This is a genomic window from Micromonospora sp. LZ37 (assembly GCF_059359015.1).
In genome coordinates this window covers 483870-507068 of record NZ_JCADBL010000002.1, presented here as the reverse complement: position 1 = coordinate 507068, position 23199 = coordinate 483870, and the positions used below count along the sequence as shown (strand labels likewise).

Below are 23199 nucleotides of genomic sequence, written 5' to 3'. Positions count from 1 at the left end.
CGTATACTTGCACCACTGCAAGGATCGGCCCTGCGGTGGAGCGGGAGGGACGACGTTGACGTTCACCGTCACGCAGGCCGGGCGGGCCGACGGCGGGGTGTGCCTGCTGCTCGCCGGCGAGCTGGACCTGAACACCGCCGGGCGGCTCAACGACGAGATCGACCGGCTCGCCGCCGATGGTGTACGGCGCCTGCTGCTGGACCTCAGCGAGCTGACCTTCTGCGACTCGACCGGCATCGCGGCGTTCGTCCGCGGGGACAACCGGGCCGCCGCCGAGGGCGGGTGGTTGCGGGTGACCGGGGCGAGCGGTCGGGTGGACCGGGTCCTCCAGGTCACCGGGCTGGCCGACGTGCTGATCTACCAGCCGGACCACGCCGACCCGGCATCGTCGTCCGGTCGTTGATCGGCTAGATTTCCCCGCCAACGGGTGACCGCGCGGTCCACCCTTCGCCGACACGAGGCAGGATTATCCTCATGGGTCAAGGCACGCCGAACCCCGTCCGCATCCTGGTGGTGGACGACGACCCGGGCGACGTCCTGATGATCGAGGAGGCGCTCGCGGACTCCGAGATCGACAAGGTCATCGACGTGGTCAGCGACGGCCAGGAGGCGATGGAGTTCCTGCGCCGGGTGGGCCGGCACACCGAGGCCCGGCGACCCGACGTGATCCTGCTCGACCTGAACATGCCCCGGATGGACGGCCGTCAGGTGCTCGGCGAGGTCAAGCAGGACGAGGACCTGCGGACGATCCCGATCGTCGTGCTGACCACCTCGAACGCCGACACCGACATCGTCGGCAGCTACACCCTCCAGGCCAACGCGTACGTGACCAAGCCGATCGACCTGGACGACTTCAACGACGTGGTGCGCCGCATCGACGAGTTCTTCGGCCGCGTGGTGGTGCTGCCCAAGCGCACCTGAGCCGTCGCCTCAGTTGCTGAACATTTTTCCCGAAGCTCCTCGACGGCCGTCGGCAGCCGCGAGGATCGAGTTGGGGAAAGACGTACCAGCTGCCTGGGGGGCGACAGTATGAGGTTCTCCGTCGTTGAGACCGGCTACGACCAGCGGCAGGTGGATTCCTGCCTCGACGAGCTCGGTGTCCGACTGACCCGGTTGGCGCGGCGCGCGGAGATCGCCGCCGGCGCCGGCCGGGACTGGGACCAGATCCGGCAGGAGGCCAGCGTGCTCCGCGGCCTGGTGGACCGGCAGAGCGCGCCGATCGACGGCGACGACGCCGCCGTCCGGGCGGCGCAGACCGAACGGGAGGCGGCGAAACTCCTCGCCCAGGCCCGCGGTGAGCTGGAAGCGGCGCGCGAGGAGGCCCGCCTGGTCCGCGAGCGGGTGTACGCGGAGGCCGTCCGCGCCCGCCGTGAGTTCGAGGCGACGCTGCACGAGCGGCGGCGCCGGGAGGCCCGGGTGGACCAGATCCTCGCCGGGGCGGCCGGCGGGGCGGTGGCGGTGGACACCCCCACCGCGGCGGCCGCGGCGCCCGGCGGGGTCCCGGCGACCCGGGTGGCGGCCGGCGCCGACGAGGTGGCGGTGGAGCGGCCGGAGCCGGGCACCCGGGTGGCCTGACCCGACCGGCTCAGCGCAACGCCTCGACCACCCGGGTGGCGCGCGCCTCGTGCTTGGCGTACGCGCCGGGGTAGGCGGAGATCTGCACCGCCTGGGCGGCCTCGGTGACGCTGAGGCGCTGCCAGCCGGGGACCTCGGCGAGCGCGGCGTAGAACACCCGGGCCGCGTACGCCGGGCGCATCAGCTGCGCCACCGTGCCCCAACCGCTGCTCGGCCGCTGCTGGAACAGTCCGAGCGAGTCGTGGTCGGCGCCGCTGCCCTGGTGCGGGTGGTCGGACGACTCGGGCAGCACGTCGCTGGCGAGGTTGTGCAGGTTGCTCTCCTGCAGCGCGGTGGCCACCGCGACCACCAGGCCGCGCTTCGGCATGCCCAGGTCGACACCGACGTCGACGATCACCTTGGCGTTGTCCATCTGCGTCTGGGTGAGGCCGGCGACCGGTCGGGGCCGCGCCGGCCCGGGCGGCGGCTTCCGGGTGGCGGACGGGCTCGGGCTGGCGGTGGGTACGGGGGACACCGGCACGGCCAGCGGCGACGCGCCCCGGTCCAGGGCGCGCGAGGCGCGCTGCTCCGCCGTGGCCCGGTCGGCCAGGGCCTCGCCGACCGGCGCGGCGCGCTGCCCCACGCCCGCCTGCGCGCCGGCGACCGCCACCAGGCCCAGGCAGCAGCTCACGCCGCAGGCCAGGGCGACCCGCGCCGGGGTCGAGGCCAGCCGGGCGCGGCGGGCCCGCCGGGGTGGCTCCGGGGCGCGGTGCCGGCCGATCCGCCGTTCGCCCGATGCCGCATCGGCCGGACGGGCGGCCGCGTGGGTGTCGGTCAGCTGCTGCTCGGGGGAGTTGTCGGGATGCACCCGCCGAGGCTAGAAAGCTTCCCGCTCGTTGCCATCGGGGTGATTGGTGGCATGCGCCACAATCTGCCCGGATCGGCTTGGTCATATCCCCTTGGCATACCGTCAAAGGGATTATCCTCGCCATTGCTTCTTTTGCCTTTATATCCTTTTTGGTGGAACGAATGAGACGGAGTGTCGCGGTCCGTCGGGAGACATGGCGTCTCCACCGATCGGTGGAGCGACCGGTGGCCGTACCGCCGACGGGTTTCTCGTCCGGGCGGCGGACGACCAGAGTGGATCGCGCCCCGGGCGCCCACCGCCCAGTGGCTCGGTACGATGCGGACGGTGACCGAGATCATGACCGACGAGCCCGCCCGCGCCGACGCGGGCCGCCCCCCCGGTGACCGGCGTGGGCTGGTCGTCGTCCTGCTCGCCGTGCTCCTCGCCCTGCTGCTGGTCGGTCACCGCGTCGTACCGAACGTGCACGGCCTGGGCAGCCTCCTCGACAGCGCCAGCCCGCTGCTCGGCCTCGGCGTGCCGCTGCTCGCCCTCGCCGCGCTGCTGCGCCGCTCCCGGCGCGCGCTGGTGGCCGTCCTGCTGCCCGCCACCGCGTGGGGCCTGATCCACGGCGGCGCCTGGCTCCCCCCGGCCACCGGCGGGGGCCCCGCCGGGATCCGGGTGGCCAGCCAGAACCTGCGCGCCGGCAACCCCGACCCGGGCGCCACCCTGACCCCCCTGGTGGAAGCCGGCGCCGACCTCATCGGCCTGCAGGAGGTCGACGGCGGCGGTCCCGCCGCCCCCGGGCTGCGCGAGCGCTACCCGCACCGCGCCGCGGTCTCCACCGTCGCGCTCTGGAGCCGGTACCCGATCCGGGACTCCACCGGTGTGGACACCGGTCTCGGCTGGACCAGGGCGCTGCGGGCCGTCGTCGCCACCCCGCGCGGCGACCTGGTGGTCTACGTCGCCCACCTCGGCTCGGCCCGGGCGGGGGACACCGTCGCCCGCGACGGCAGCCTGCGCTCGCTGGCCCGCACCGTCCGCGCCGACCGGGCCGACCGGCTGGTGGTCCTCGGCGACCTCAACACCGCCACCACCGACCGGGTCTTCCGCCCGCTCACCGCCCTGCTGCGTGACGCGCAGGCCGATGCCGGCCAGGGCTTCGGTTTCACCTGGCCCTCCCCGGTGCCGGTGACCCGGCCGGACCATGTCCTCTACCGGGGGCTCACCCCGACCACCGCCGGGGTGCTGCGCACCCCGGACAGCGACCACCGCGCGGTGACCGCCGGTTTCCGCTGGTAGGCGGCGAGATCAGCGCCGACCGTTCTCCGCCGGGGTGACCGTCAGCCGGTGCCGGCTGGCGTCCCCGCTGGAGAAGGGCCACAGCCGGTCGGCGTGCTCCACCAGGTCGGCCAGCTGTTCCCGGCTCAGCCCGGCGGAGGAGATGGACGCGTGCACGTCGGCCCGGTAACGGCCGTCCTCGTCCCGGCCCAACCTCGCCTCGGCGGTCACCTGCACCGTGTGCGCCTCATCGGTGATCTCCCCGGCCGCCTCGACCGCCGCATGGTGCAGGCAGGAGGCGAAGGCGGCGGCGAGCAGTTGCTCCGGCCTGAGCCCGGTGCAGTGTGGCGCCAACGGAGACGCCAGCGCGGTGGACAGGCCACCGTCCTTGGTGCTTACGTGACCGCCGGCAGCGGTCGCGGTGGCCTCTTTCAGCCAGGAACTCGGATCCGGCATCGCGTTCCTCCCGTCACTCACCGGCTGGCGTTCCCGACCTCGACCGGGTGAAACGCCGTCCGGTCAGGCCGGACCGGCGCGGGACCAGTCGTCCAGGGCGACCGCCTCGGTCACCTCGGTGGCGGCCCGTTCGGTCCACAGCGAGGGTGGTGCGCTGCGCTGCCGGGGCACCGACGCCACCATCGGGACGTACACCCGGGCGTCGACCGCCTCGGCGAGCAGCAGCGCGGCCATCAGGCTGGTCGGCCGGCGCAGCGGGTCCTCGTCCAGGCAGCGGTGGCACAGGTCGGCCACCTCCGGCGGCAGCCCGTCGACCGGCGGCAGCGGCTCCGGGGTCACCCGCCGGCGGGCACCCACCAGCTGGGTGGCGGTGGTCCCGGCCGCGTACGGCAGCCGCCCGGTGAGGCAGTAGTAGAGGAGCACCCCGAGGGCGTACATGTCGGCGGCCGGGGTGGCCGGCTGCCGATCGAACTGCTCCGGTGCCAGGTACGCCGGGGTGCCCAGCACCATCCCCTCGGGGCTGTGGTCGGGCGCGCCGGCCGGAGTGGCGATGCCGAAGTCCAGCACCTTCACCCCGGACGGGGTCAGCATGACGTTGGCCGGCTTGACGTCGCGGTGCACGATGCCGTGCGCGTGGGCGGCGGCCAGCGCGGCCGCCACCTCGGCGCAGACCCGTACCGCGATCCGCCAGTCGAGCGGCCCGGCCCGCAGGTGCTCGGCGAGCGTCTCGCCCTCGGCCAGCTCCATCACGATGTACGGCGCCTCGCGTCCGGGCAACGTGGACGCGGTGCCGAAGTCGTGCACGCTGGCCACGTTGGGGTGCACCAGCCGGGCCGCGGAGCGCGCCTCGGTGCGGATCCGCTCCACCGAGGTCTCCTCGCCCTGGTCTCCCGGCGACATCAGCTTCACCGCGACCGGTCGGTCCAGCACCACGTCGTGCGCGCGCCACACCTCCGACATGCCGCCCATGCCGATGCGCTGCTCGAGCTCGTACCGCCCGGCCAGCGTCCTCATCGACCCGCTCCCGTCCATGTCGTCGGCGTCGCCCCGTGTGCCACGGGCGCCTTCGACGCGGTACCCGGCCTCCCAGCAGGGCAAACCGGAGCGGTCGACGCGGGGCGGGCCCGAGGTGCGGTAACTTGCCAGCCAGGACGTCCGGTCCGCCCCGCACCGGCGGGACAGCGGCGAGGAGGGGCACGGGGATGGCCGAGGTGACCGTACGCTTCGTCGGCGGGCCCGCCGACGACCTGGTCCGCGCGGTGCCGGCCGACCCCGACGGCGACCCGCCCGCGCACTGGGTGATGCGCCATCCGGACGGCGGCCCGCCGCCCGGTGGGGCCGGGCCGGACCACCTCTACGCCCGGGACCACCGGGACGGCACGGGTGTATGGACCATGCGCTTCGTGCGCACCTACCCACTGGGCGCCGGCGAGTAGCCCGACCGGTCCCTCCGTCGCCCACAGCTGGTACACAGGAGACGCACAGACCGGCGACAGTGAGCAGGCCCACGATGGGGGCATGGTGACCGACGGGCAGACCATGCAGAACCGGATCGAGCTGCGCCGCCCGGACGGCGGGCCCGTCCGGGTGCTCGTGGTCGACGACGAACCGACGCTGACCGACCTGCTCTCCATGGCGCTGCGCTACGAGGGCTGGCAGGTCCGCAGCGCGGGCAGCGGGATGGCGGCGCTGAGCGCCGCCCGGCAGCTCCAGCCGGACGTGGTGGTGCTCGACGTGATGCTGCCCGACCTGGACGGCTTCCAGGTGCTGCGCCGGCTGCGAGAGCAGGCCCCGACGGTGCCGGTGCTCTTCCTGACCGCCCGGGACGCCGTCGAGGAGCGCATCGCCGGGCTGACCGTCGGCGGCGACGACTACGTCACCAAGCCGTTCAGCCTGGAGGAGGTCATCGCCCGGCTGCGCGCCCTGCTGCGCCGCTCCGGCTTCGCGGTGGCCATCCGGGAGGACGCGGTGCTCACCGTGGGCGACCTCAGCCTGGACGAGGAGAGCCACGAGGTGCGTCGCGGCGGCGAGCTGATCACCCTCACCGCGACCGAGTTCGAGCTGCTGCGTTACCTGATGCGCAACCCGCGCCGGGTGCTGAGCAAGGCGCAGATCCTCGACCGGGTCTGGAACTACGACTTCGGCGGGCAGGCCAACGTGGTCGAGCTCTACATCTCGTACCTGCGCAAGAAGATCGACGCGGGACGGGCCCCGATGATCCACACGCTGCGTGGGGCCGGTTATGTCCTCAGGCCGGCGGACTGACGCCGGCCGGCTGCGGTCCTGGCTGGCCCGCCGGTCGCTGCGCAGCCGGCTGGTCGCCGCGGTGGTGGCGCTGCTCGCCCTGGTCAGCATCGCCATCGGCGGCCTGACCACGGTGGCGCTGCGCCACTTCCTCATCACCCAGGTCGACAACCAGCTCACTCTCGGCGGGAGCCGGCAGGGCGACCCGCCACCCTGGTACCGGCAGTTCGCCGAGCGGCAGTGGACCGACGACCGGTGGGCGCCGGAGCCCCCGCCCGGCTTCCCGCCGGACTCGATCGCCGCGATGACCGCCGACGGCAAGGTCGTTTCCGCACGGATCCGCAGCACCACCGGCCCCGCGGAGGCGCTGCCGGTGGGCGACCTGGCCGAACTGACCCGGCTGCCCACCGACGGCCGGCCGCGCGGCGTCGAGCTCGGTGACCGGGGCGACTACCGCGCGGTGGCCCGGCAGATGGGCGACGGGCAGGTCCTCGTCGTCGCGATCCCCCTGGCCGGGGTGCAGCAGACGGTCTGGTGGATGATCGCCGCCCAGGCCGGTGTCGCCGCCGCCGGCCTGCTCGTCGCCGGTGGCCTGGGCGCGCTGATCGTCCGGGCCACGCTGCGCCCGCTGAACCGCGTCGCCGCCACCGCCGTCCGGGTCGCCGAGCTGCCGCTGGACCGGGGCGAGGTGGCCCTGTCGGTGCGGGTGCCGGAGGGCGACACCGACCCGCGCACCGAGGTCGGCCAGGTGGGGGCGGCGCTCAACCGGATGCTGGGCCACGTCGCCGCCGCGCTCGCCGCCCGGCAGGCCAGCGAGACCCGGGTACGCCAGTTCGTCGCCGACGCCAGCCACGAGCTGCGCACCCCGCTGGCGGCGATCCGCGGCTACGCCGAGGTGGCCCGGCGCGGCCGGGACCGGGTGCCGCCGGACGTGGCGCACGCGCTGCGTCGGGTCGAGTCGGCCAGCGCCCGGATGACCAGCCTCGTCGACGACCTGCTGCTGCTCGCCCGGCTCGACTCCGGCCGGCCGCTCGCGGCCGAGCCGGTCGACCTCACCGCGTTGGTCATCGACGCGGTCAGCGACGCCCATGTCGCCGGCCCGGAGCACCGGTGGCAGCTCGACCTGCCCGACGAGGCGCTCGACGTGCCCGGCGACGCCGTCCGCCTGCACCAGGTGGTGGCGAACCTGCTGACCAACGCCCGGGTGCACACCCCGCCCGGCACGACGGTGACCACCCGCCTGGCCCCGGCGCCCGGCGGAGTGGAGATCAGCGTGACCGACGACGGCCCCGGCGTCGCACCGGAGCTGCAGGGCGAGGTCTTCGAACGGTTCGCCCGGGGGGACAGCTCGCGCTCCCGGGAACACGGCAGCACCGGCCTCGGCCTGGCCATCGTCGCGGCGGTGGTGGAGGCCCACCACGGCGCCGTACGGGTGGAGAGCCGGCCCGGCCGCACCGTGTTCACCGTGCTGCTGCCGGACCCCACAGCGCAGGCACCGCCGTGAGACGGTGAAGCTCGCCGGGCGTGGCAGGCTGGGCGGCGTGTACCGGGAACGTCGCGCCGCCCTGCCGGGCGCCGTGCTCTGGACCAGCGTCAGCACCGGCGGGCCGGTCCGGGTGCTTCCCGACGGCTGCCTGGACCTGCTCTGGTCCAGCCGCTCCGGGTTGCTGGTGGCCGGACCGGACCGCACCGCCCACGTGAGCGCCGGCACGCCGGGGGAGCGGTGGCTGGGGCTGCGGCTGCCGCCGGGGACCGGCCCGGCGGTCTTCGGGGTACCCGCCGGGGAGCTGCGGGACCGCCGGGTACCGCTGGACGCGCTCTGGGGCCGGGCCGCCGACGAGATCGCCGAGCGACTGGGCGACCGCCCGACCGCCGCAGCGCTGGAGGCGGTCGCCGCCGCCCGGCTCGCCGCCGTCGGCGGCCCCGACCCGCTCGGGTCGCGGGTCGCCGCGCTCCTCGACGCCGGCGTCTCCGTCACCGCGACCGCCGCCGAGGTCGGCCTCGGCCCGCGCGCCCTGCACCGGCGCAGCCTGGCCCTCTTCGGGTACGGCCCGAAGACCCTCGCCCGCATCCTGCGGATGGGGCGCGCGGTCGCCCTCGCCCGGGCCGGGGTCCCGCTGGCCGAGGCAGCCGCCCGCAGCGGCTACGCCGACCAGGCGCACCTGACCCGGGACGTCCGCGAGCTGGCCGGGGTGCCGCCGAGCAGACTGCTGGCCGGCTGACCCGCTGGCAGACTGCCGACCGGCTGAATACGCCGACGGGCTGCTGGCCGGCCGGTCCGCCGGCGGAGTGCCGGTTGCCTGAGCCGCCGGCGGGGTGCTGGCCGGATGCCGGTTGGCTGATCCGCCGGCGGGCTGCTGGCCCTGGCTTCAACGGTCGTCCCGGGCGATCCGATCACGGTGTTGCGATCCGGGGCGGATACCTGTCGCGGGCGCTTTAGAGCTGATGACGTGAACGAATCACGGGCCTGCGGGAGCGCCGGCAAGGCGGGACCACCCCAACCGGGGCGCGGAGACCGACGGATGAGTCATCTACGTCATCAGCTCTAAAGGCTGGCACCGGATGACCGCACCCTCCTCCCGTGCTGACCGGCGGGGACCGCGCCGGCCAGCGCCGGACCCCGGCGCCGCATCCCCGCCGCCGCGCACCTGGCGCCGGAGGCTTGGTCTGGTGGCGCCCACCTGGCGTCGGATGCCCGGCCCGCCGCCCCTCGTGGCCGCTCCGACCAGGTCACCCGCCTTGCGTCAGACGGCCGGCAGTGTCCGTCCGGCGCCGCCTGTCCGGGTGCCGCCTGTCTGGCAACGCCAGCCCGGCAACGCCCACCTGGGGCTGCACGCCGGGCGCCGCCTGCGCAGCGGGGCGGGCAGGGTGGGGCATAGACACCCAACCCGCGCGCAGCGCCCCGCCCCCGGCCACCGTCGCCGCGACCGCCCGTCACCCGGCGTCGAGGGGGGCGTACAGGTCGACGCCGTTGCCGTCGGGGTCGTGCAGCACCGCGTAACGCTGCCCCCAGAAGGCGTCCCACGGCGGCAGCTCGCCGTGGAAGCCGGCCCCGGTCAGCTCGGCCCAGGTCCGGTCCACCTCGGCCGGGTCCGCGCAGCGGAAGGCGAGACCGGTCCGGGGGCTGCCGGTCGGTGCCGTCCAGTGTGGGTGGAAGGTGCGGATCATCGCCACGTCGTCCCAGGCCAGCCGGAGGCCCCCGGGCAGGGTGAGCTCGACGTGGTCCTCGGAGTCGGCCTCGGCCGGGATGTCCAGCCCGAGGCGGCGGTAGAAGTCGAGGCTGCGGGCCATGTCGGTGACCGCGATGCCGATCAGGTCGAAGCGAGGTGCCATGGCGTCACGGTAGGGGCCCCGGGCCGGCCGGTCTTGAACGGAACGGACGTGTGCCGCAGTCGCCGTGTGGGCCGCACGGTCAGCCCCGGCGGCGTACGGTGTCAAAGGAACAAGTCCGGCTTAACGGGTCGAAAGCCGCATAAGGCTCCCCGTTTCGCGGCCGGTCGACGACGGCGAGGGAAGGGAGCGGTCGGTGATGCACCTGGCCTACCTGGACGCGGGATCCGGCAGCCTGATCGTGCAGGCGGTGGTCGGTGGGGCCGCGGGAGCGGCGGTCGCCGCCAAGCTCTACTGGCGTCGCCTCGTCGCCCGGTTCCGCCGGCAGCCCAGCGACCCGGTCGGGGCCGCGCCGGGCGGCCAGCAGCAGCGCCAGTCCGCCGACACCTGATCCGGCGCGTACCACCGATGACGACCTCCGACGCCCGGCTCCGGGCCGAGCCCGGCTCCTTCCGCGACCCGGCCAACCGGGTCTTCCACGCCGGCGACCAGGTGCTGCGCGGGCTCGGCCCGCAGGCCGCCGCCGACTGGCGGGCCCTGTCCGCCGCCGACTTCTTCACCGCCCTGCTGGCCGAGGGGAAGGTCTGCGGCACCACGCCGGTGGACCCGGCGACGCTGCCCGACACCGGCTGGACCACCGTGCTGCGCCACGAACGCATCCCGTTCGTCTCCCACCCGTACGAGTGGTCCTTCACCATGCTGCGCGACGCGGCGCTGTTGCACCTGGAGATCCTGCGCCGGGCGCTGCCCGCCGGCTTCACCCTGAAGGACGGTTCGGCGTACAACCTCCAGTGGCGGGGCGCCGGCCCGGTCTTCATCGACGTCGGCTCCTTCGAGCCGGCGCGCGACGGTGAACCCTGGGCCGGGTACCGCCAGTTCTGCCAGACCCTGCTCTATCCGCTGCTCCTCCAGGCCCACCTGGGCCTGGACTTCCAGCCCTGGCTGCGAGCCCGGGTCGACGGCATCGAGCCCGACCAGATGCGCCGGCTCTTCGGCGGTACCCGCCGGCTGCTGCCCGGAGTCCTCACCCACGTCCACCTGCACGGCGCCATGCAGGCCCGCAACGCCCGGTCCAGCACCGCCGACGTGCGGGCCCAGCTGCGGGCCGCCGGCTACTCCCGGGACCTGGCCCTGGCCACCGTACGCGGCCTCGAGAAGCTGGTGCGGCGGCTGGACCGGCGCGCCGACGGCAGCCACTGGGTGGACTACCAGCGCACCTGCGGCTACACCGCGCAGGACCGGGCGGAGAAGGAACGGTTCGTCGAGGCGGCGCTGGCCGTCGCCGGGACGCCCCGGCTGGTGCTCGACCTCGGCGCCAACGACGGCCGGTACGCCCGCATCGCCGCCCGGCACGCCGCGCAGGTGGTCGCCGTCGAGCAGGACCCGGCCGTGGTCGACACCCTCTACCGGGCGCTGCGCGACGCCGGGGAACGGCGGATCCTGCCGCTGGTGATGGACCTCGCCGACCCGTCGCCCGGTGGCGGCTGGCGGGGCGTCGAACGGGCCAGTTTCGCCGCCCGGGCCCGGGCCGACGTGGTGCTCGCCCTCGCCGTGGTGCACCACCTGGCCATCGGGTGCAACGTGCCGCTGCCGGCGGTGCTCGACCAGCTCGTCGCGTACGCCCGGCCGGGCGGGCGGCTGGTGGTGGAGTTCGTCCACCCGGAGGACGCCATGGCGCGGCGGCTGCTGGCGAACAAGCCGGACGGGCTCTTCCCCCGTTACCGCCGGGAGGAGTTCGAGCGGCTGCTGGCGGCGCGCTGCCGGATCGACCGTCGCACCGACCTGCCGTCGGGCACGCGCACGCTGTACGAGGCGGTGGTGGGTGGCTGAACGCACCCGCACACCCCCACCGCGGCTGCGTCAGCAGGCCCCGGCCCCCGTACCGCGCGCCGAGCGCCACGCCGAGCTGCGCCGGGTGCTGGAGGTGGCCGCGCTGGTCGGCCTGGTGGTCACCCAACCGCTGCTCGACGTGCTCGGGCGCAGCCCGGACTTCTTCCTCTTCCACCGGGCCGGCGCCGGGGAGATCCTGCTGCTGGTGGCGATGATCGCGGTCCTGCCCACGCTGGCCGTCACCCTGCTCGGCCTGGCCACCCGGCTGGCCGGCCCCCGGGTCCGGGCGGCGACGCACACCGCCCTGCTCGGGCTGCTGCTGGCCGCGCTGGCCGTCCAGGTCGGCCGGCACACCACGCCGCTGCGCGGCGTACCCCTGCTGCTGGTCGCGGTGGTGGCCGGCGCGGCCGGTGCCGCCGCGCACCGGCGGTGGCCGGCGCTCGGCCGGGTGCTGCGGGTCGCCGCGGTCGGGCCGCCGGTCTTCGTCACCCTCTTCCTGGTCGCCTCACCCGCCTCGGCGGTGGTGCTGCCGCGCGCGGCCGGCGGCGCCGCCGGCGTGGCCGGGCCGGGATCGCACCCGCCGGTGGTCATGATCGTCCTGGACGAGCTGCCGCTGGTCTCCCTGCTCGGCCCGGACGGCCGGATCGACGCCACCCGCTACCCGCACTTCGCCGAGCTGGCCGCCGGCTCCACCTGGTACCGCAACGCCACCGGGGTGAGCGGCTGGACCCCGTACGCGCTGCCGGCGATGCTCACCGGCCGCTATCCGGCCGAGACGTCCGCCCCGCACTACTCGCAACATCCGGACAACCTCTTCACCGCCCTCGGCGGCCTGTACGACATCCGCGCCCAGGAGAGCATCACCCGGCTCTGCCCACCCAGCCGCTGCGACCAGCCGTCCAGCCCGGAGCAGGGGCTCGGGGTGCTGGTCCGGGAGAGCGGCCGGCTGCTCGGCCAGCTGGCGGCCCCGGTGGAGAGCCGGATCGACCCGCAGCAGACGTACCGGGAGCGCACCCGCGCCGAGGTGGGTCTGGACGCCGCCGAGCCGGTCCCGGCCGACCCGAAGTTCCGCTGGGACAACCTCGAGGAGAACCAACCGGCCCGGTTCACCAGCTTCCTCGCCGGCCTGCGCCCGTCGGACCGGCCCACGCTGCACTTCCTGCACCTGTTGATGCCGCACGCGCCCTGGATCCACCTGCCCTCGGGAGCCCGCTACGCCGCGCCGGCCGACCTGCCCAACGACGGTGCGGGCTGGGTCGAGCTGGCCCGTGCCCGCCACCTCGCCCAGCTGCGGTACACCGACCGGCTGGTCGGTGAGATGCTGCGGACCCTGCGCGCCACCGGCCTCTACGACGAATCCCTGATCCTGCTCACCGCCGACCACGGGGTCAGCTTCACCCCGGACTGGCAGGGCCGGGGCCTGGACGCGCTCACCCACGCGGCCGGCGAGGTGGCCTGGGTGCCGATGTTCGTCAAGGAGCCCGGGCAGCGCGCCGGCCGCACCGACGACCGCAACTGGGAGCACGTCGACCTGCTGCCCACCATCGCCGACGCGGTGCACGTCCGGATCCCCTGGGCGACCGACGGCCGCTCCGCCGGGCAGGCTCCCCGGCAACGGGCCGAGAAGACCTTCTTCGACCGGCCGGGCCAGCCGCTGACCCTGCGCGGTGGGGTGCCGGCCCGCCCGCCGGATCCCGTCCCGCACCCGCTGGTAGGCACCGCCGTCGGCGACGTCCCCACCGGCGGCAGCGCCCGGGTGGCGAACCTGGCCGCGTTCCGGGCCGTCGACCCGGCCACCGGCGAACTGCCGGCTCTGGTCTGGGGCACGGTGCCGGCGGAGGTGCCGGACGGCACCACGCTGGCGGTCGCGGTCAACGGCACGGTCGGCGCGGTCGTGCCGGTGGTGCCCCGGGACCGCGGAGGGCGCCGCTTCGCCGCCCTGCTCGCCGACGACCACCTGTTCCGCGCCGGCGCGAACCGGCTGGACCTCTACCGGGTCGCCGCCGACGGCTCGCTGCGCCGCCTCGCGATCGACTGACCCGGGGAGGCCCCGCCGCCCCTGCGGATGGGCGCGCTCCCAGGGCAGCCCCGGTACCGCGGCGTCGTCGGACAACCCTTCACCGGACAGGGTTTCCGAGCCTTCGGGTCGGGAATCGGGTGACGCATACCTCACCGCCGAACCATGGGCGGCGGTATCCCCGACATCGCGATTACGGTAAAAGCGAAGGCAATTCAACGAAGATTCGCCGGCGAAGCGAGGAACCACATGACGGAAGTCAAGCTCGATCACCCCGGTGGGCAGCTTTCGATGCCGGTGCACGACGCGGTCGAAGGCCCCGCGGGCATCGGGGTGAGCAAGCTGCTGAAGGAAACCGGGATGACCACCTACGATCCCGGGTTCGTCAACACCGCGTCCTGTTCGTCCGAGATCACCTACATCGACGGCGACGCCGGAATCCTGCGGTACCGCGGCTACCCGATCGAGCAGCTGGCCGAGAAGTCCTCCTTCCTGGAGGTCTCCTACCTGCTCATCTACGGTGAGCTGCCCACCCAGCAGCAGCTGACCGAGTTCAGCGACCGGATCCGGCGGCACTCGCTGCTGCACGAGGAGATGCGTCGGTTCTTCGACGGCTTCCCGCGCGACGCGCACCCGATGGCGGTGCTCTCCTCGGCGGTCAGCGCCATCTCCACGTTCTACCAGGACAGCCTGGACCCGTTCGACTCCGACCACGTGGAGATGTCGACGATCCGGCTGATGGCGAAGGTCCCCACCATCGCCTCGTACGCCTACAAGAAGTCCATCGGGCAGCCGCTGCTGTACCCGGACAACTCGCTGGGGTACGTGGACAACTTCCTGCGGATGACCTTCGGCGTCCCGGCGGAGCCGTACGAGGTCGACCCGGTGATGTCGAAGGTGCTGGACATGCTCTTCGTCCTGCACGCCGACCACGAGCAGAACTGCTCGACCTCCACGGTGCGGCTGGTCGGCTCCAGCAACGCCAACCTCTTCGCCTCGGTCTCGGCCGGGGTGAACGCCCTGTTCGGCCCGCTGCACGGCGGCGCCAACCAGGCCGTGCTGGAGATGCTGGAGAAGATCAAGGCCGACGGCGGTGACGTCCGCTCCTTCGTCCGCAAGGTGAAGGACAAGCAGGACGGCGTGAAGCTGATGGGCTTCGGCCACCGGGTCTACAAGAACTACGACCCGCGCGCCGCCATCGTGAAGAAGGCCGCCCAGGACGTGCTCGGCCGAATGGCCAAGCCGGACCCGATGCTGGACATCGCGATGCAGCTGGAGGAGATCGCCCTCGCCGACGACTTCTTCGTCTCCCGCCGGCTCTACCCGAACGTGGACTTCTACACCGGCCTGATCTACAAGGCCATGGGCTTCCCGACCAAGATGTTCACGGTGCTCTTCGCGCTGGGCCGGCTTCCCGGCTGGATCGCCCAGTGGCGCGAGATGATCAACGACCCGGAGACCAAGATCGGCCGGCCGCGGCAGATCTACACCGGCGCCGCCGAGCGGGACTACCTCCCCGCCGACCAGCGCTGACCTCCCGGTCACCCCGCACGACGAAGGCCGCCGGCCCCCAGGAGGGGTCGGCGGCCTTTCCGCATCCCCAGGCCCTCGCCGACTACGCAGTGGTGGTCCCGAGCGAGGGGAGGAACCGCCGCCCCGAAGGGTGGGGAGCGGAGGGAATCAGCGCAGGCCGGCGGCGGCCAGGAGGTTGCCGGAGGGGAGGGTGGGCAGGGCGCGTCCCCGGGTCATCCGCTCCTCGGCTCGGGCGGCGGTGAAGGCGACGTCGCCGGCGATGGCGGCGGCGTACGCGGCGGCGGTGCGGGCGGCGATCGCCGTCCAGCCGTACCGCTCGTGGACCATGGTGCGGGCCCGGCGGGCCAGCGCCCGGGCGCGCTCCCGGTCCGACAGCAGGGCGTGCACCGCCTCGGTGAGTCCGTCCGGGTCCTGCGGGGCGAACGTCATCCCGGTGACGCCCGGCTCCACGATCTCGGCCAGCCCTCCGGTGCGGGCCACGGCGAGCGGCGCGCCGGCCGCGGCGCCCTCCAGCGCCACCATGCCGAACGGCTCGTAGATGCTGGGCACCGCGAAGCAGTCCGAGGCGGCCATGACCGCCGGCAGGTCGGTGCCGCCGAGGAAGCCGGGCATGCTCACCGCGCCGCCCAGTCCGAGCCGGTGCACCTCGGCCTCCAGGGCCGCCCGGTACGGCCCGTCGCCGACGATCACCGCGCGCAGCCCGGGGTGCCGCTCGCGCAGTCGGGGCAGGCCGGCGAGCAGGTGCTGCACGCCCTTCTCGTAGACCAGCCGGCCGGCGAAGGTGACCAGCGGGCCGTCCCCGGCGAACCGGGCGCGGGCCGAGGCCACCACCGCGGCGGGCACCTTCCAGCGGTGCGGCTCGACGCCGTTGGGCACCACGTCGACCCGCGCGGCGGGCACCCCGAACAGCGCGCCCACCTCGTCGCGCATGTAGCCGGAGCAGACGATGACCCGGCCGGACTCGCCGGCGAGCCACTGCTCGACGCCGTGGATGGTCCGGTTCATCTCCTCGGGCAGCCAGCCCTGGTGACGGCCGGCCTCGGTGGCGTGGATGGTGCTGACCAGCGGCACGTCCAAGTGCTCGCGCAGGGTCATCGCGGTGTGCGCGACCAGCCAGTCGTGGGCGTGGATGACGTCGTACGAGCCGGACTCGGCGGCGCGCAGGGCGGCCCGGGTCAGGGTGTGGTTGAAGGCCATCGTCCAGGCCAGCAGCGAGTCGGTGGCCAGCGGGAAGGCGACCGGGTCCTCGGCGGCGCGGACGACGCGCACCCCGTCGGCGTACTCCTCCAGCGGGGCGCCCTCGGTGTGCCGGGTGACCACGGTGACCTCGTGGCCGGCGGCGGCCAGGGCGACCGACAGCGCGTGCACGTGCCGGCCGAGGCCGCCGACCAGCACCGGCGGGTACTCCCAGGAGAGCATCAGGATGCGGCGGGTCTGCGGGGGCACCCCGGCACCGCCGCCCTGGTGCGGGACGTGGGGTCGGGAGGTGGGGGTGGGCCGGCAGTTCCGGTCCACGGCGGCCGGGATCTGCTCGCCGACCCGCAGAGTGGTCACATCTAGCTCCGTCCATGCACGAAGGGTCGCGCCGGCATCGATGGCGGCGGAAAGAAGGTGGTGGGGGCCGAGTGGCCGAGCGGACCCACCCGCGCAGGCGCGTCCGCATCCAGCAAAGGGCATGCCGCGGCCCGGCGCATCTTGAAAACGCCTATCGTGACGGAGGACACCCAAAGGTTCACGCAAACGCAGTTGGGTGGATATCGGGTGTGGCCCGAACGGGTGGATTGGCCGCCGCGGGGACGGGGCATTAGCGGCGTGCGCATCGGCGGTCCGCCCGTCCGGTGCGCTCACGATCATGGGCCGAAGGAGCGACATGCAGGTCTGGCCGGGCGAGCGCTACCCCCTCGGCGCCACCTACGACGGGATGGGCACCAACTTCGCGATCTTCTCGGAGGTGGCCGAGAAGATCGAGCTCTGCCTCTTCGACGAGTGGGACACCGGCGCCGAGCGGCGCGTCGAGCTGCGCGAGGTGGACGCCTACGTCTGGCACGCCTACCTGCCCGGCATCGAGCCCGGCCAGCGGTACGGCTACCGGGTGCACGGCCCGTTCGACCCGGCCGGCGGGGTGCGCTGCAACCCGCACAAGCTGCTGCTCGACCCGTACGCCAAGGCGATCGACGGGGAGATCACCTGGGACCCGGCGGTCTACGACTACGTGCTGGGCGAGCCGGACCGGATGAGTGAGGCCGACTCGGCGCCGTTCATGCCCAAGTCGGTGGTGGTGAACCCGTACTTCGACTGGGGCAACGACCGGCCGCCGCGCACCCCCTACCACCACTCGGTGATTTACGAGGCGCACGTGCGCGGGTTGACCATGCGGCACCCGGACATCCCGGAGGAGCTGCGCGGCACCTACGCGGCCATCGCCTCCCCGGTGATGATCGACTACTTCAAGCGGCTGGGGATCACCGCGGTCGAGCTGATGCCGGTGCACGAGTTCGTGCACGACCACCGCCTGACCGACCTGGGGCTGCGCAACTACTGGGGCTACAACACCATCGGCTTCTTCGCCCCGCACCACGGCTACTCCGCGCTGGGCCGGCTCGGCCAGCAGGTGCAGGAGTTCCGCGGCATGGTCAAGGCGCTGCACGCCGCCGGCATCGAGGTCATCCTGGACGTGGTCTACAACCACACCGCCGAGGGCAACCACCTCGGACCCTCGCTGAGCTTCAAGGGCGTCGACACCGCCAGCTACTACCGGCTCAGCGAGGACGACCGGCGCTACTTCGTCGACTACACCGGCACCGGCAACAGCCTCAACGTGCGCAGCCCGCACTCCCTGCAACTGATCATGGATTCGCTGCGGTACTGGGTCACCGAGATGCACGTCGACGGCTTCCGCTTCGACCTCGCCGCCACCCTGGCCCGGGAGTTCTACGAGGTCGACCGCCTCTCCACCTTCTTCGAGGTGGTCCAGCAGGATCCGGTGGTCAGCCAGGTCAAGCTGATCGCCGAGCCGTGGGACGTCGGCCCGGGCGGCTACCAGGTCGGCAACTTCCCGCCGCAGTGGACCGAGTGGAACGGCAAGTACCGCGACACCGTGCGGGACTTCTGGCGCGGTGAGCCGGCCACCCTGGCCGAGTTCGCCTCCCGCATCTCCGGCTCCGCCGACCTCTACCAGGACGACGGCCGGCGCCCCTTCCACAGCATCAACTTCGTCACCTGCCACGACGGGTTCACCCTCAACGACCTGGTGTCGTACAACGACAAGCACAACGAGGCCAACGGCGAGGAGAACCGGGACGGCGAGAGCCACAACCGGTCCTGGAACTGCGGCGTGGAGGGGGAGAGCGACGACCCCGCGGTGCTGGCGCTGCGCGCCCGGCAGCGCCGCAACTTCCTGGCCACCCTGGTGCTCTCCCAGGGCGTGCCGATGATCGGCCACGGCGACGAACTGGGCCGCACCCAGCGGGGCAACAACAACGCCTACTGCCAGGACAACGAGGTGGCCTGGGTCGACTGGGAGCGGGCCGACCCGGAGCTGCTGGCCTTCGTCCAGCGGCTCACCGAGTTCCGCACCAACCACCAGGTGTTCCGGCGGCGGCGGTTCTTCACCGGCCTGCCGGTGGGCGGGCGCAGCGCCGAGGCGGGCCTGCCCGATTTGGCCTGGTACACCCCGGACGGCCGGGAGATGACCGGCGAGGACTGGGGCAACGACTTCGGTCGCTCGGTCGCGCTCTTCGTCAACGGCGACGGCATCCGCGAGCGCGGCCAGTACGGCCAGCGCCACCAGGACAACTCCTTCCTGCTCTGCTTCAACGCCCACGACGCCCCGTTGGACTTCACCATGCCGGGCGAGGAGTTCGGGCAGCGCTGGGAGCTGGTCATCAGCACCGCTGAACCGGAACCGGAGAAGACCACCGTGGTCGAGGCGGGCAATGCCATCTGCGTGCCCGACCGCTCCCTGGTGGTCCTGGAGAGGACGGTCTGACCATGCCCGACACCCCTCGCCCCGACCCGACGACGGCACCGACGACGCGGGTGGGGGCGACCTACCGCGTGCAGGTCCGCCCCGGCTTCGACCTCGACGCCACCGCCGACCTCGCCGGCTGGCTGGCCGACCTCGGCGTCACCCACCTCTACAGCGCGCCCCTGCTCACCGCCGCCCCCGGCTCCGCGCACGGCTACGACGTGGTCGACCACCGCGCGGTCAACCCCGAGCTGGGCGGCGAGGCGGGCCGGCAGCGGCTGGTCCGGGCGCTGCGCGCCGCCGGGCTCGGCCTGGTCGTGGACATCGTGCCCAACCACGCCGGGGTGGCCCAGCCGGCGGCGAACCCGGCCTGGTGGGACGTGCTGCGCCGGGGCCGCTCCTCGGCGTACGCCGACTGGTTCGACATCGACTGGGACCGCGGCCGGCTGCTGCTGCCGGTGCTCGCCGACAACCCGGACGCGCTGGACGACCTGAAGCTGGTCGACGGGGAGCTGCGCTACCACGAGCACCGCTTCCCGATCGCCGACGGCACCGGCGACGGCGGTCCGCGCGAGGTGCACGACCGGCAGCACTACGAGCTCATCTCCTGGCGGCGCGGGGACAGCGAACTGACGTACCGGCGGTTCTTCGCCGTCTCCGACCTGGCCGGCCTGCGGGTGGAGGACCCGGCGGTCTTCGACGCCACCCACGCGGAGGTCCTGCGGTGGGTGGCGGCCGGCGAGGTCGACGGCATCCGGGTCGACCACCCCGACGGCCTGCGCGACCCGGCCGGCTACCTGGCCCGGTTGCGCGCCGCCGCTCCAGACGCCTGGCTGGTGGTGGAGAAGATCCTGGAGTACGGGGAGGAGCTGCCGGACTGGCCGGTCGACGGCACCACCGGCTACGAGGCCCTCGCCGCGGTCTGCGGGCTCTTCGTCGACGGACGCGCCGAGGGTGACTTCACCGCCCTGGACGCCCGGCTGGTCGGGCGGCACACCTCGTGGGAGGACCTCACCCACGACACCAAGCTCGAAGCCGCCACCCGGCTGCTCGCCGCCGAGCTGACCCGGCTCGCCGCGCTCGTGCCGGAGCTGGACCAGCGGGCCACCCGGGAGGCGCTGGCCGAGCTGGCCGCCTGCTTCCCGGTCTACCGGGGCTACCCGCCGCACGGCGCCCGGCACCTCGCCGGCGCCCGCTCCGAGGCGGGCCGGCGCCGTCCCGACCTGGCCGCCACCCTCGACGCGGTCACCGCCCGGCTGCGCGACCCGGAACACGAGCTGGCCCGGCGCTTCCCGCAGCTCTCCGGCGCGGTGATGGCCAAGGGGGTGGAGGACACCGCCTACTACCGGTGGAGTCGCTTCATCGCGTTGAACGAGGTCGGCGGCTCGCCCGCCCACTTCGGGGTGCCGCCGGCGGAGTTCCACCGCGCCGCCGCCGCCCGGCAGGTCCGCTGGCCGGCTGGCATGACCACCCTCTCCACCCACGACACCAAGCGCGGCGAGGACGTACGCGCCCGGCTGGCCGTCCTCTCCGAGCTGCCCGACCGGTGGGCCGAGCGGGTGACGGACTGGATGGCCCGGGCGCCGCTGGCCGACCCCGCCTTCGCCCACCTGCTCTGGCAGACCGCCGTCGGCGCCTGGCCGATCGAGCGGGACCGGCTGCACGCGTACGTGGAGAAGGCGTCCCGGGAGGCGTCCGTCTCCACCAGCTGGGCCGACCCCGACCCGGGTTTCGAACGCGAGCTGCACGCCCTGGTCGACCGGATGTACGACGACCCGGAGCTGCACGCCGAGATCACCGGGTTCGCCGACGAGATCACGCCGGCCGGCTGGTCCAACTCGCTCGGGCAGAAGCTGGTCCAGCTCGCCATGCCCGGCGTGCCGGACACCTACCAGGGCACCGAGCTGTGGGAGAACAGCCTGGTCGACCCGGACAACCGCCGCCCGGTCGACTTCGCCGTACGCCGGGAACTGCTGGCCCGCCTCGACGGCGGCCACCGGCCCGCGGTCGCCGCCGACGGCGCGGCGAAGCTGCTGGTCGTCTCCCGGACGCTGCGGCTGCGCCGGGACCACCCGGAGCTGTTCACCACCTACCGGCCGGTGCCGGCGCAAGGGCCCGCCGGGGCGCACGCGGTCGCCTTCGACCGGGGCGGCGCCGTCGCGGTGGCCACCCGGCTCCCGCTGCGGCTGGCCCGCGACGGCGGCTGGCGGCGGACGACTCTCTCGATTTCCGGCAACAGTGTTACGGACGTGTTCACCGGTCGGGTCTACAGTGGGTCTGAGCTGCTCCTTGAGGATCTGTTGAGCACCTATCCCGTCGCCCTGCTGGCTCCTACCGACTCCGTGGAGGCTGCCGCATGACCGAGTTCACGGTGTGGGCGCCCGACGTCGCCCGGGTACGGCTGCGCCTGTCCGGCGCCGCCGACCACGAGATGCGGGCCGCCCCGGACGGCTGGTGGCGGGTCGAGGTCCCCGGCGCCGGCCCGGGCACCGACTACGCCTTCCTCCTCGACGACGACGACCGGGCGCTGCCCGACCCGCGGTCGGCATGGCAGCCCGCCGGGGTGCACGGCCCGAGCCGGGTCTACGACCACAGCGCCTACCGCTGGACCGACCAGGACTGGACCGGCCGGCAGCTGCCCGGCAGCGTCCTGTACGAGCTGCACATCGGCACGTTCACCCCGGAGGGCACCTTCGACGCGGCGATCGACCGCCTCGACCACCTGGTCGACCTCGGCGTCGACTTCATCGAGCTGCTGCCGGTCAACGCCTTCAACGGCGAGTACAACTGGGGCTACGACGGCGTCTGCTGGTACGCACCGCACCAGCCGTACGGCGGACCGGACGGCCTGAAACGCCTGGTCGACGCCGCCCACGCCAAGGGGCTGGGGGTGATCCTCGACGTCGTCTACAACCATTTCGGGCCCTCCGGGGCCTACGCGCCGATGTTCGCGCCGTATCTCAACGAGCAGAGCAACACCTGGGGCCGGACGGTCAACCTGGACGGCCCGCACTCCGACGGGGTGCGCCGCTACATCATCGACAGCGTGCTGATGTGGCTGCGCGACTACCACGTCGACGGGCTGCGGCTGGACGCCGTGCACGCGATGCCCGACTCCCGGGCCACCCACCTGCTGGAGCAGGTCGCGGTGGAGGTCGAGGCGCTCGCCACCCACCTCAACCGGCCGCTGTCGCTGATCGCCGAGTCCGACCTCAACGACCCCAGGCTGATCACCCCCCGGGAGGCCGGCGGCTACGGGCTGCACGCCCAGTGGAACGACGACGCCCACCACGCGCTGCACACTCTGCTCACCGGGGAACGGCAGGGCTACTACGGCGACTTCGGCTCGCTGGAATGCCTGACCGACGTGCTGACCGGGGCGTTCTTCCACGCCGGCACCTGGTCCAGCTTCCGTAACCGCAGCCACGGCCGGCCGGTGGACCGGCAGCGCACCCCGGGGCACCGGTTCGTGGCGTACCTGCAGAACCACGACCAGATCGGCAACCGGGCCACCGGGGACCGGATCTCCGCCTCGTTGTCTCCTTCCCTCCTCCGGGTGGGGGCGACGCTGCTGATGACCGCGCCGTTCACTCCGATGCTCTTCATGGGGGAGGAGTGGGCGGCCAGCACGCCGTGGCAGTTCTTCACCAGCCACCCCGAGCCGGAGCTGGCCACCGCTGTGGCCACCGGCCGCAAGCGGGAGTTCGCCGCGCACGGCTGGCCGGAGGGGGACGTCCCCGACCCGCAGGACCCGCAGACCTTCCTGCGCTCCCGGCTGGACTGGGCGGAGCTGGACAAGCCCGAACACCGCGAGATGTACGAGTTCCACCGGCGGCTGATCGCGCTGCGCAAGAGCCGCGCCGACCTTTCCGACCCTCGGCTGACCCGGGTCGAGGTGCGGCACGGCGATCAGTTCCTGGTGATGCGGCGCGGGGAGACGCTGGTGGTGGCGAACCTGGCCGGCAAGGGGCAGACGATCACGTTGCCGGGGGTGGTGCGCACCGTGCTGCTGGCCACCGGGCAGGGGGTCACGGTGATGCGCGACCGGGTCGAGTTGCCAGCGGAGACGGCGGCGGTCGTGGCGCTCTGAGTCGCCCTGCGCCGGCCGGCGCAACCGGCTACGACCTGGTCTTCCTCATGGCG

At 73.8% G+C, this 23199-nt stretch carries 20 protein-coding genes; 15 read left to right on the top strand and 5 right to left on the bottom strand.

Annotation, left to right across the window (positions count from 1 at the left end):
• Positions 1-55 precede the first annotated feature (55 nt).
• The 3 genes from AC5L3Z_RS06455 to AC5L3Z_RS06445 all read left to right on the top strand — a co-directional run bounded on the left by AC5L3Z_RS06455 (position 56) and on the right by AC5L3Z_RS06445 (position 1575).
• Positions 56-403, top strand: a complete 348-nt coding sequence (locus AC5L3Z_RS06455) for an STAS domain-containing protein (protein ID WP_494840279.1) — start codon at positions 56-58, stop codon at positions 401-403.
• A 71-nt stretch (positions 404-474) separates the two neighbouring features.
• Entirely contained in the window at positions 475-921 is a 447-nt protein-coding gene (locus AC5L3Z_RS06450) for a response regulator (RefSeq protein ID WP_334525901.1), read from the top strand.
• Positions 922-1029: 108 nt separating this feature from the next.
• Positions 1030-1575, top strand: coding sequence for an ATPase (locus tag AC5L3Z_RS06445; RefSeq protein ID WP_494840277.1), 546 nt, complete (start codon positions 1030-1032; stop codon positions 1573-1575).
• A 10-nt stretch (positions 1576-1585) separates the two neighbouring features.
• Here AC5L3Z_RS06445 and AC5L3Z_RS06440 read toward each other — a convergent pair whose 3' ends face one another.
• Positions 1586-2422: a hypothetical protein gene (locus AC5L3Z_RS06440; RefSeq protein WP_494840275.1), complete on the bottom strand. Its 837-nt coding sequence runs from the start codon at positions 2420-2422 to the stop codon at positions 1586-1588.
• 324 nt (positions 2423-2746) lie between these two features.
• On the opposite strand from AC5L3Z_RS06440, the gene AC5L3Z_RS06435 reads away from it, so the two are divergent.
• Positions 2747-3700 carry an endonuclease/exonuclease/phosphatase family protein gene (locus tag AC5L3Z_RS06435; protein ID WP_494840274.1) on the top strand — a complete coding sequence of 318 codons (954 nt, stop codon included), beginning with the start codon at positions 2747-2749 and terminating at the stop codon, positions 3698-3700.
• 9 nt (positions 3701-3709) lie between these two features.
• Here the strand turns inward: AC5L3Z_RS06435 and AC5L3Z_RS06430 are convergent, their stop codons facing one another.
• The gene (locus tag AC5L3Z_RS06430; RefSeq protein WP_494840272.1) at positions 3710-4135 is read right to left on the bottom strand and encodes an OsmC family protein; all 426 of its coding nucleotides are present in this window, start codon (positions 4133-4135) and stop codon (positions 3710-3712) included.
• Positions 4136-4198: 63 nt separating this feature from the next.
• Positions 4199-5149, bottom strand: coding sequence for a serine/threonine-protein kinase (locus AC5L3Z_RS06425; RefSeq protein ID WP_494840271.1), 951 nt, complete (start codon positions 5147-5149; stop codon positions 4199-4201).
• 188 nt (positions 5150-5337) lie between these two features.
• Between AC5L3Z_RS06425 and AC5L3Z_RS06420 the strand changes: the two genes are divergently transcribed.
• From AC5L3Z_RS06420 to AC5L3Z_RS06405, 4 genes are all read left to right on the top strand, one after another.
• Complete coding sequence (locus tag AC5L3Z_RS06420) at positions 5338-5571, top strand: DUF8847 domain-containing protein (RefSeq protein ID WP_494840269.1); 234 nt, start codon at positions 5338-5340, stop codon at positions 5569-5571.
• Between the two features lie 82 nt (positions 5572-5653).
• Positions 5654-6400: a response regulator transcription factor gene (locus AC5L3Z_RS06415; protein WP_494840267.1), complete on the top strand. Its 747-nt coding sequence runs from the start codon at positions 5654-5656 to the stop codon at positions 6398-6400.
• Entirely contained in the window at positions 6378-7883 is a 1506-nt protein-coding gene (locus tag AC5L3Z_RS06410; RefSeq protein ID WP_494840265.1) for a sensor histidine kinase, read from the top strand. The genes AC5L3Z_RS06415 and AC5L3Z_RS06410 overlap by 23 nt, the downstream gene beginning before the upstream one ends.
• Before the next feature lie 37 nt (positions 7884-7920).
• Positions 7921-8601 carry a helix-turn-helix domain-containing protein gene (locus AC5L3Z_RS06405; protein ID WP_494840263.1) on the top strand — a complete coding sequence of 227 codons (681 nt, stop codon included), beginning with the start codon at positions 7921-7923 and terminating at the stop codon, positions 8599-8601.
• Between the two features lie 712 nt (positions 8602-9313).
• Here AC5L3Z_RS06405 and AC5L3Z_RS06400 read toward each other — a convergent pair.
• Positions 9314-9712 (bottom strand): VOC family protein, encoded by a 399-nt coding sequence (locus AC5L3Z_RS06400; protein ID WP_494840261.1) that lies wholly within the window; start codon positions 9710-9712, stop codon positions 9314-9316.
• Between the two features lie 193 nt (positions 9713-9905).
• On the opposite strand from AC5L3Z_RS06400, the gene AC5L3Z_RS06395 reads away from it, so the two are divergent.
• From AC5L3Z_RS06395 to AC5L3Z_RS06380, 4 genes are all read left to right on the top strand, one after another.
• Complete coding sequence (locus AC5L3Z_RS06395; protein ID WP_494840654.1) at positions 9906-10100, top strand: hypothetical protein; 195 nt, start codon at positions 9906-9908, stop codon at positions 10098-10100.
• A gap of 17 nt (positions 10101-10117) precedes the next feature.
• Positions 10118-11539 carry a class I SAM-dependent methyltransferase gene (locus tag AC5L3Z_RS06390; protein ID WP_494840259.1) on the top strand — a complete coding sequence of 474 codons (1422 nt, stop codon included), beginning with the start codon at positions 10118-10120 and terminating at the stop codon, positions 11537-11539.
• 25 nt (positions 11540-11564) lie between these two features.
• Positions 11565-13577, top strand: coding sequence for a sulfatase-like hydrolase/transferase (locus AC5L3Z_RS06385; RefSeq protein ID WP_494840634.1), 2013 nt, complete (start codon positions 11565-11567; stop codon positions 13575-13577).
• Between the two features lie 228 nt (positions 13578-13805).
• Entirely contained in the window at positions 13806-15089 is a 1284-nt protein-coding gene (locus AC5L3Z_RS06380) for a citrate synthase (RefSeq protein ID WP_334525938.1), read from the top strand.
• A gap of 147 nt (positions 15090-15236) precedes the next feature.
• Here AC5L3Z_RS06380 and AC5L3Z_RS06375 read toward each other — a convergent pair whose 3' ends face one another.
• The gene (locus AC5L3Z_RS06375) at positions 15237-16643 is read right to left on the bottom strand and encodes a glycosyltransferase family 4 protein (RefSeq protein ID WP_494840257.1); all 1407 of its coding nucleotides are present in this window, start codon (positions 16641-16643) and stop codon (positions 15237-15239) included.
• A gap of 316 nt (positions 16644-16959) precedes the next feature.
• Between AC5L3Z_RS06375 and glgX the strand changes: the two genes are divergently transcribed.
• From glgX to treZ, 3 genes are read left to right on the top strand one after another with little or no spacing between them, the layout of a single operon-like run.
• Positions 16960-19077, top strand: a complete 2118-nt coding sequence (gene glgX / locus AC5L3Z_RS06370; RefSeq protein ID WP_494840255.1) for a glycogen debranching protein GlgX — start codon at positions 16960-16962, stop codon at positions 19075-19077.
• 2 nt (positions 19078-19079) lie between these two features.
• A complete protein-coding gene (treY, locus tag AC5L3Z_RS06365; RefSeq protein WP_494840253.1) occupies positions 19080-21416 on the top strand; it encodes a malto-oligosyltrehalose synthase in 2337 nt (778 codons plus the stop codon).
• Positions 21413-23146, top strand: a complete 1734-nt coding sequence (gene treZ / locus AC5L3Z_RS06360; protein WP_494840251.1) for a malto-oligosyltrehalose trehalohydrolase — start codon at positions 21413-21415, stop codon at positions 23144-23146. The genes treY and treZ overlap by 4 nt, the downstream gene beginning before the upstream one ends.
• Positions 23147-23199 lie beyond the last annotated feature (53 nt).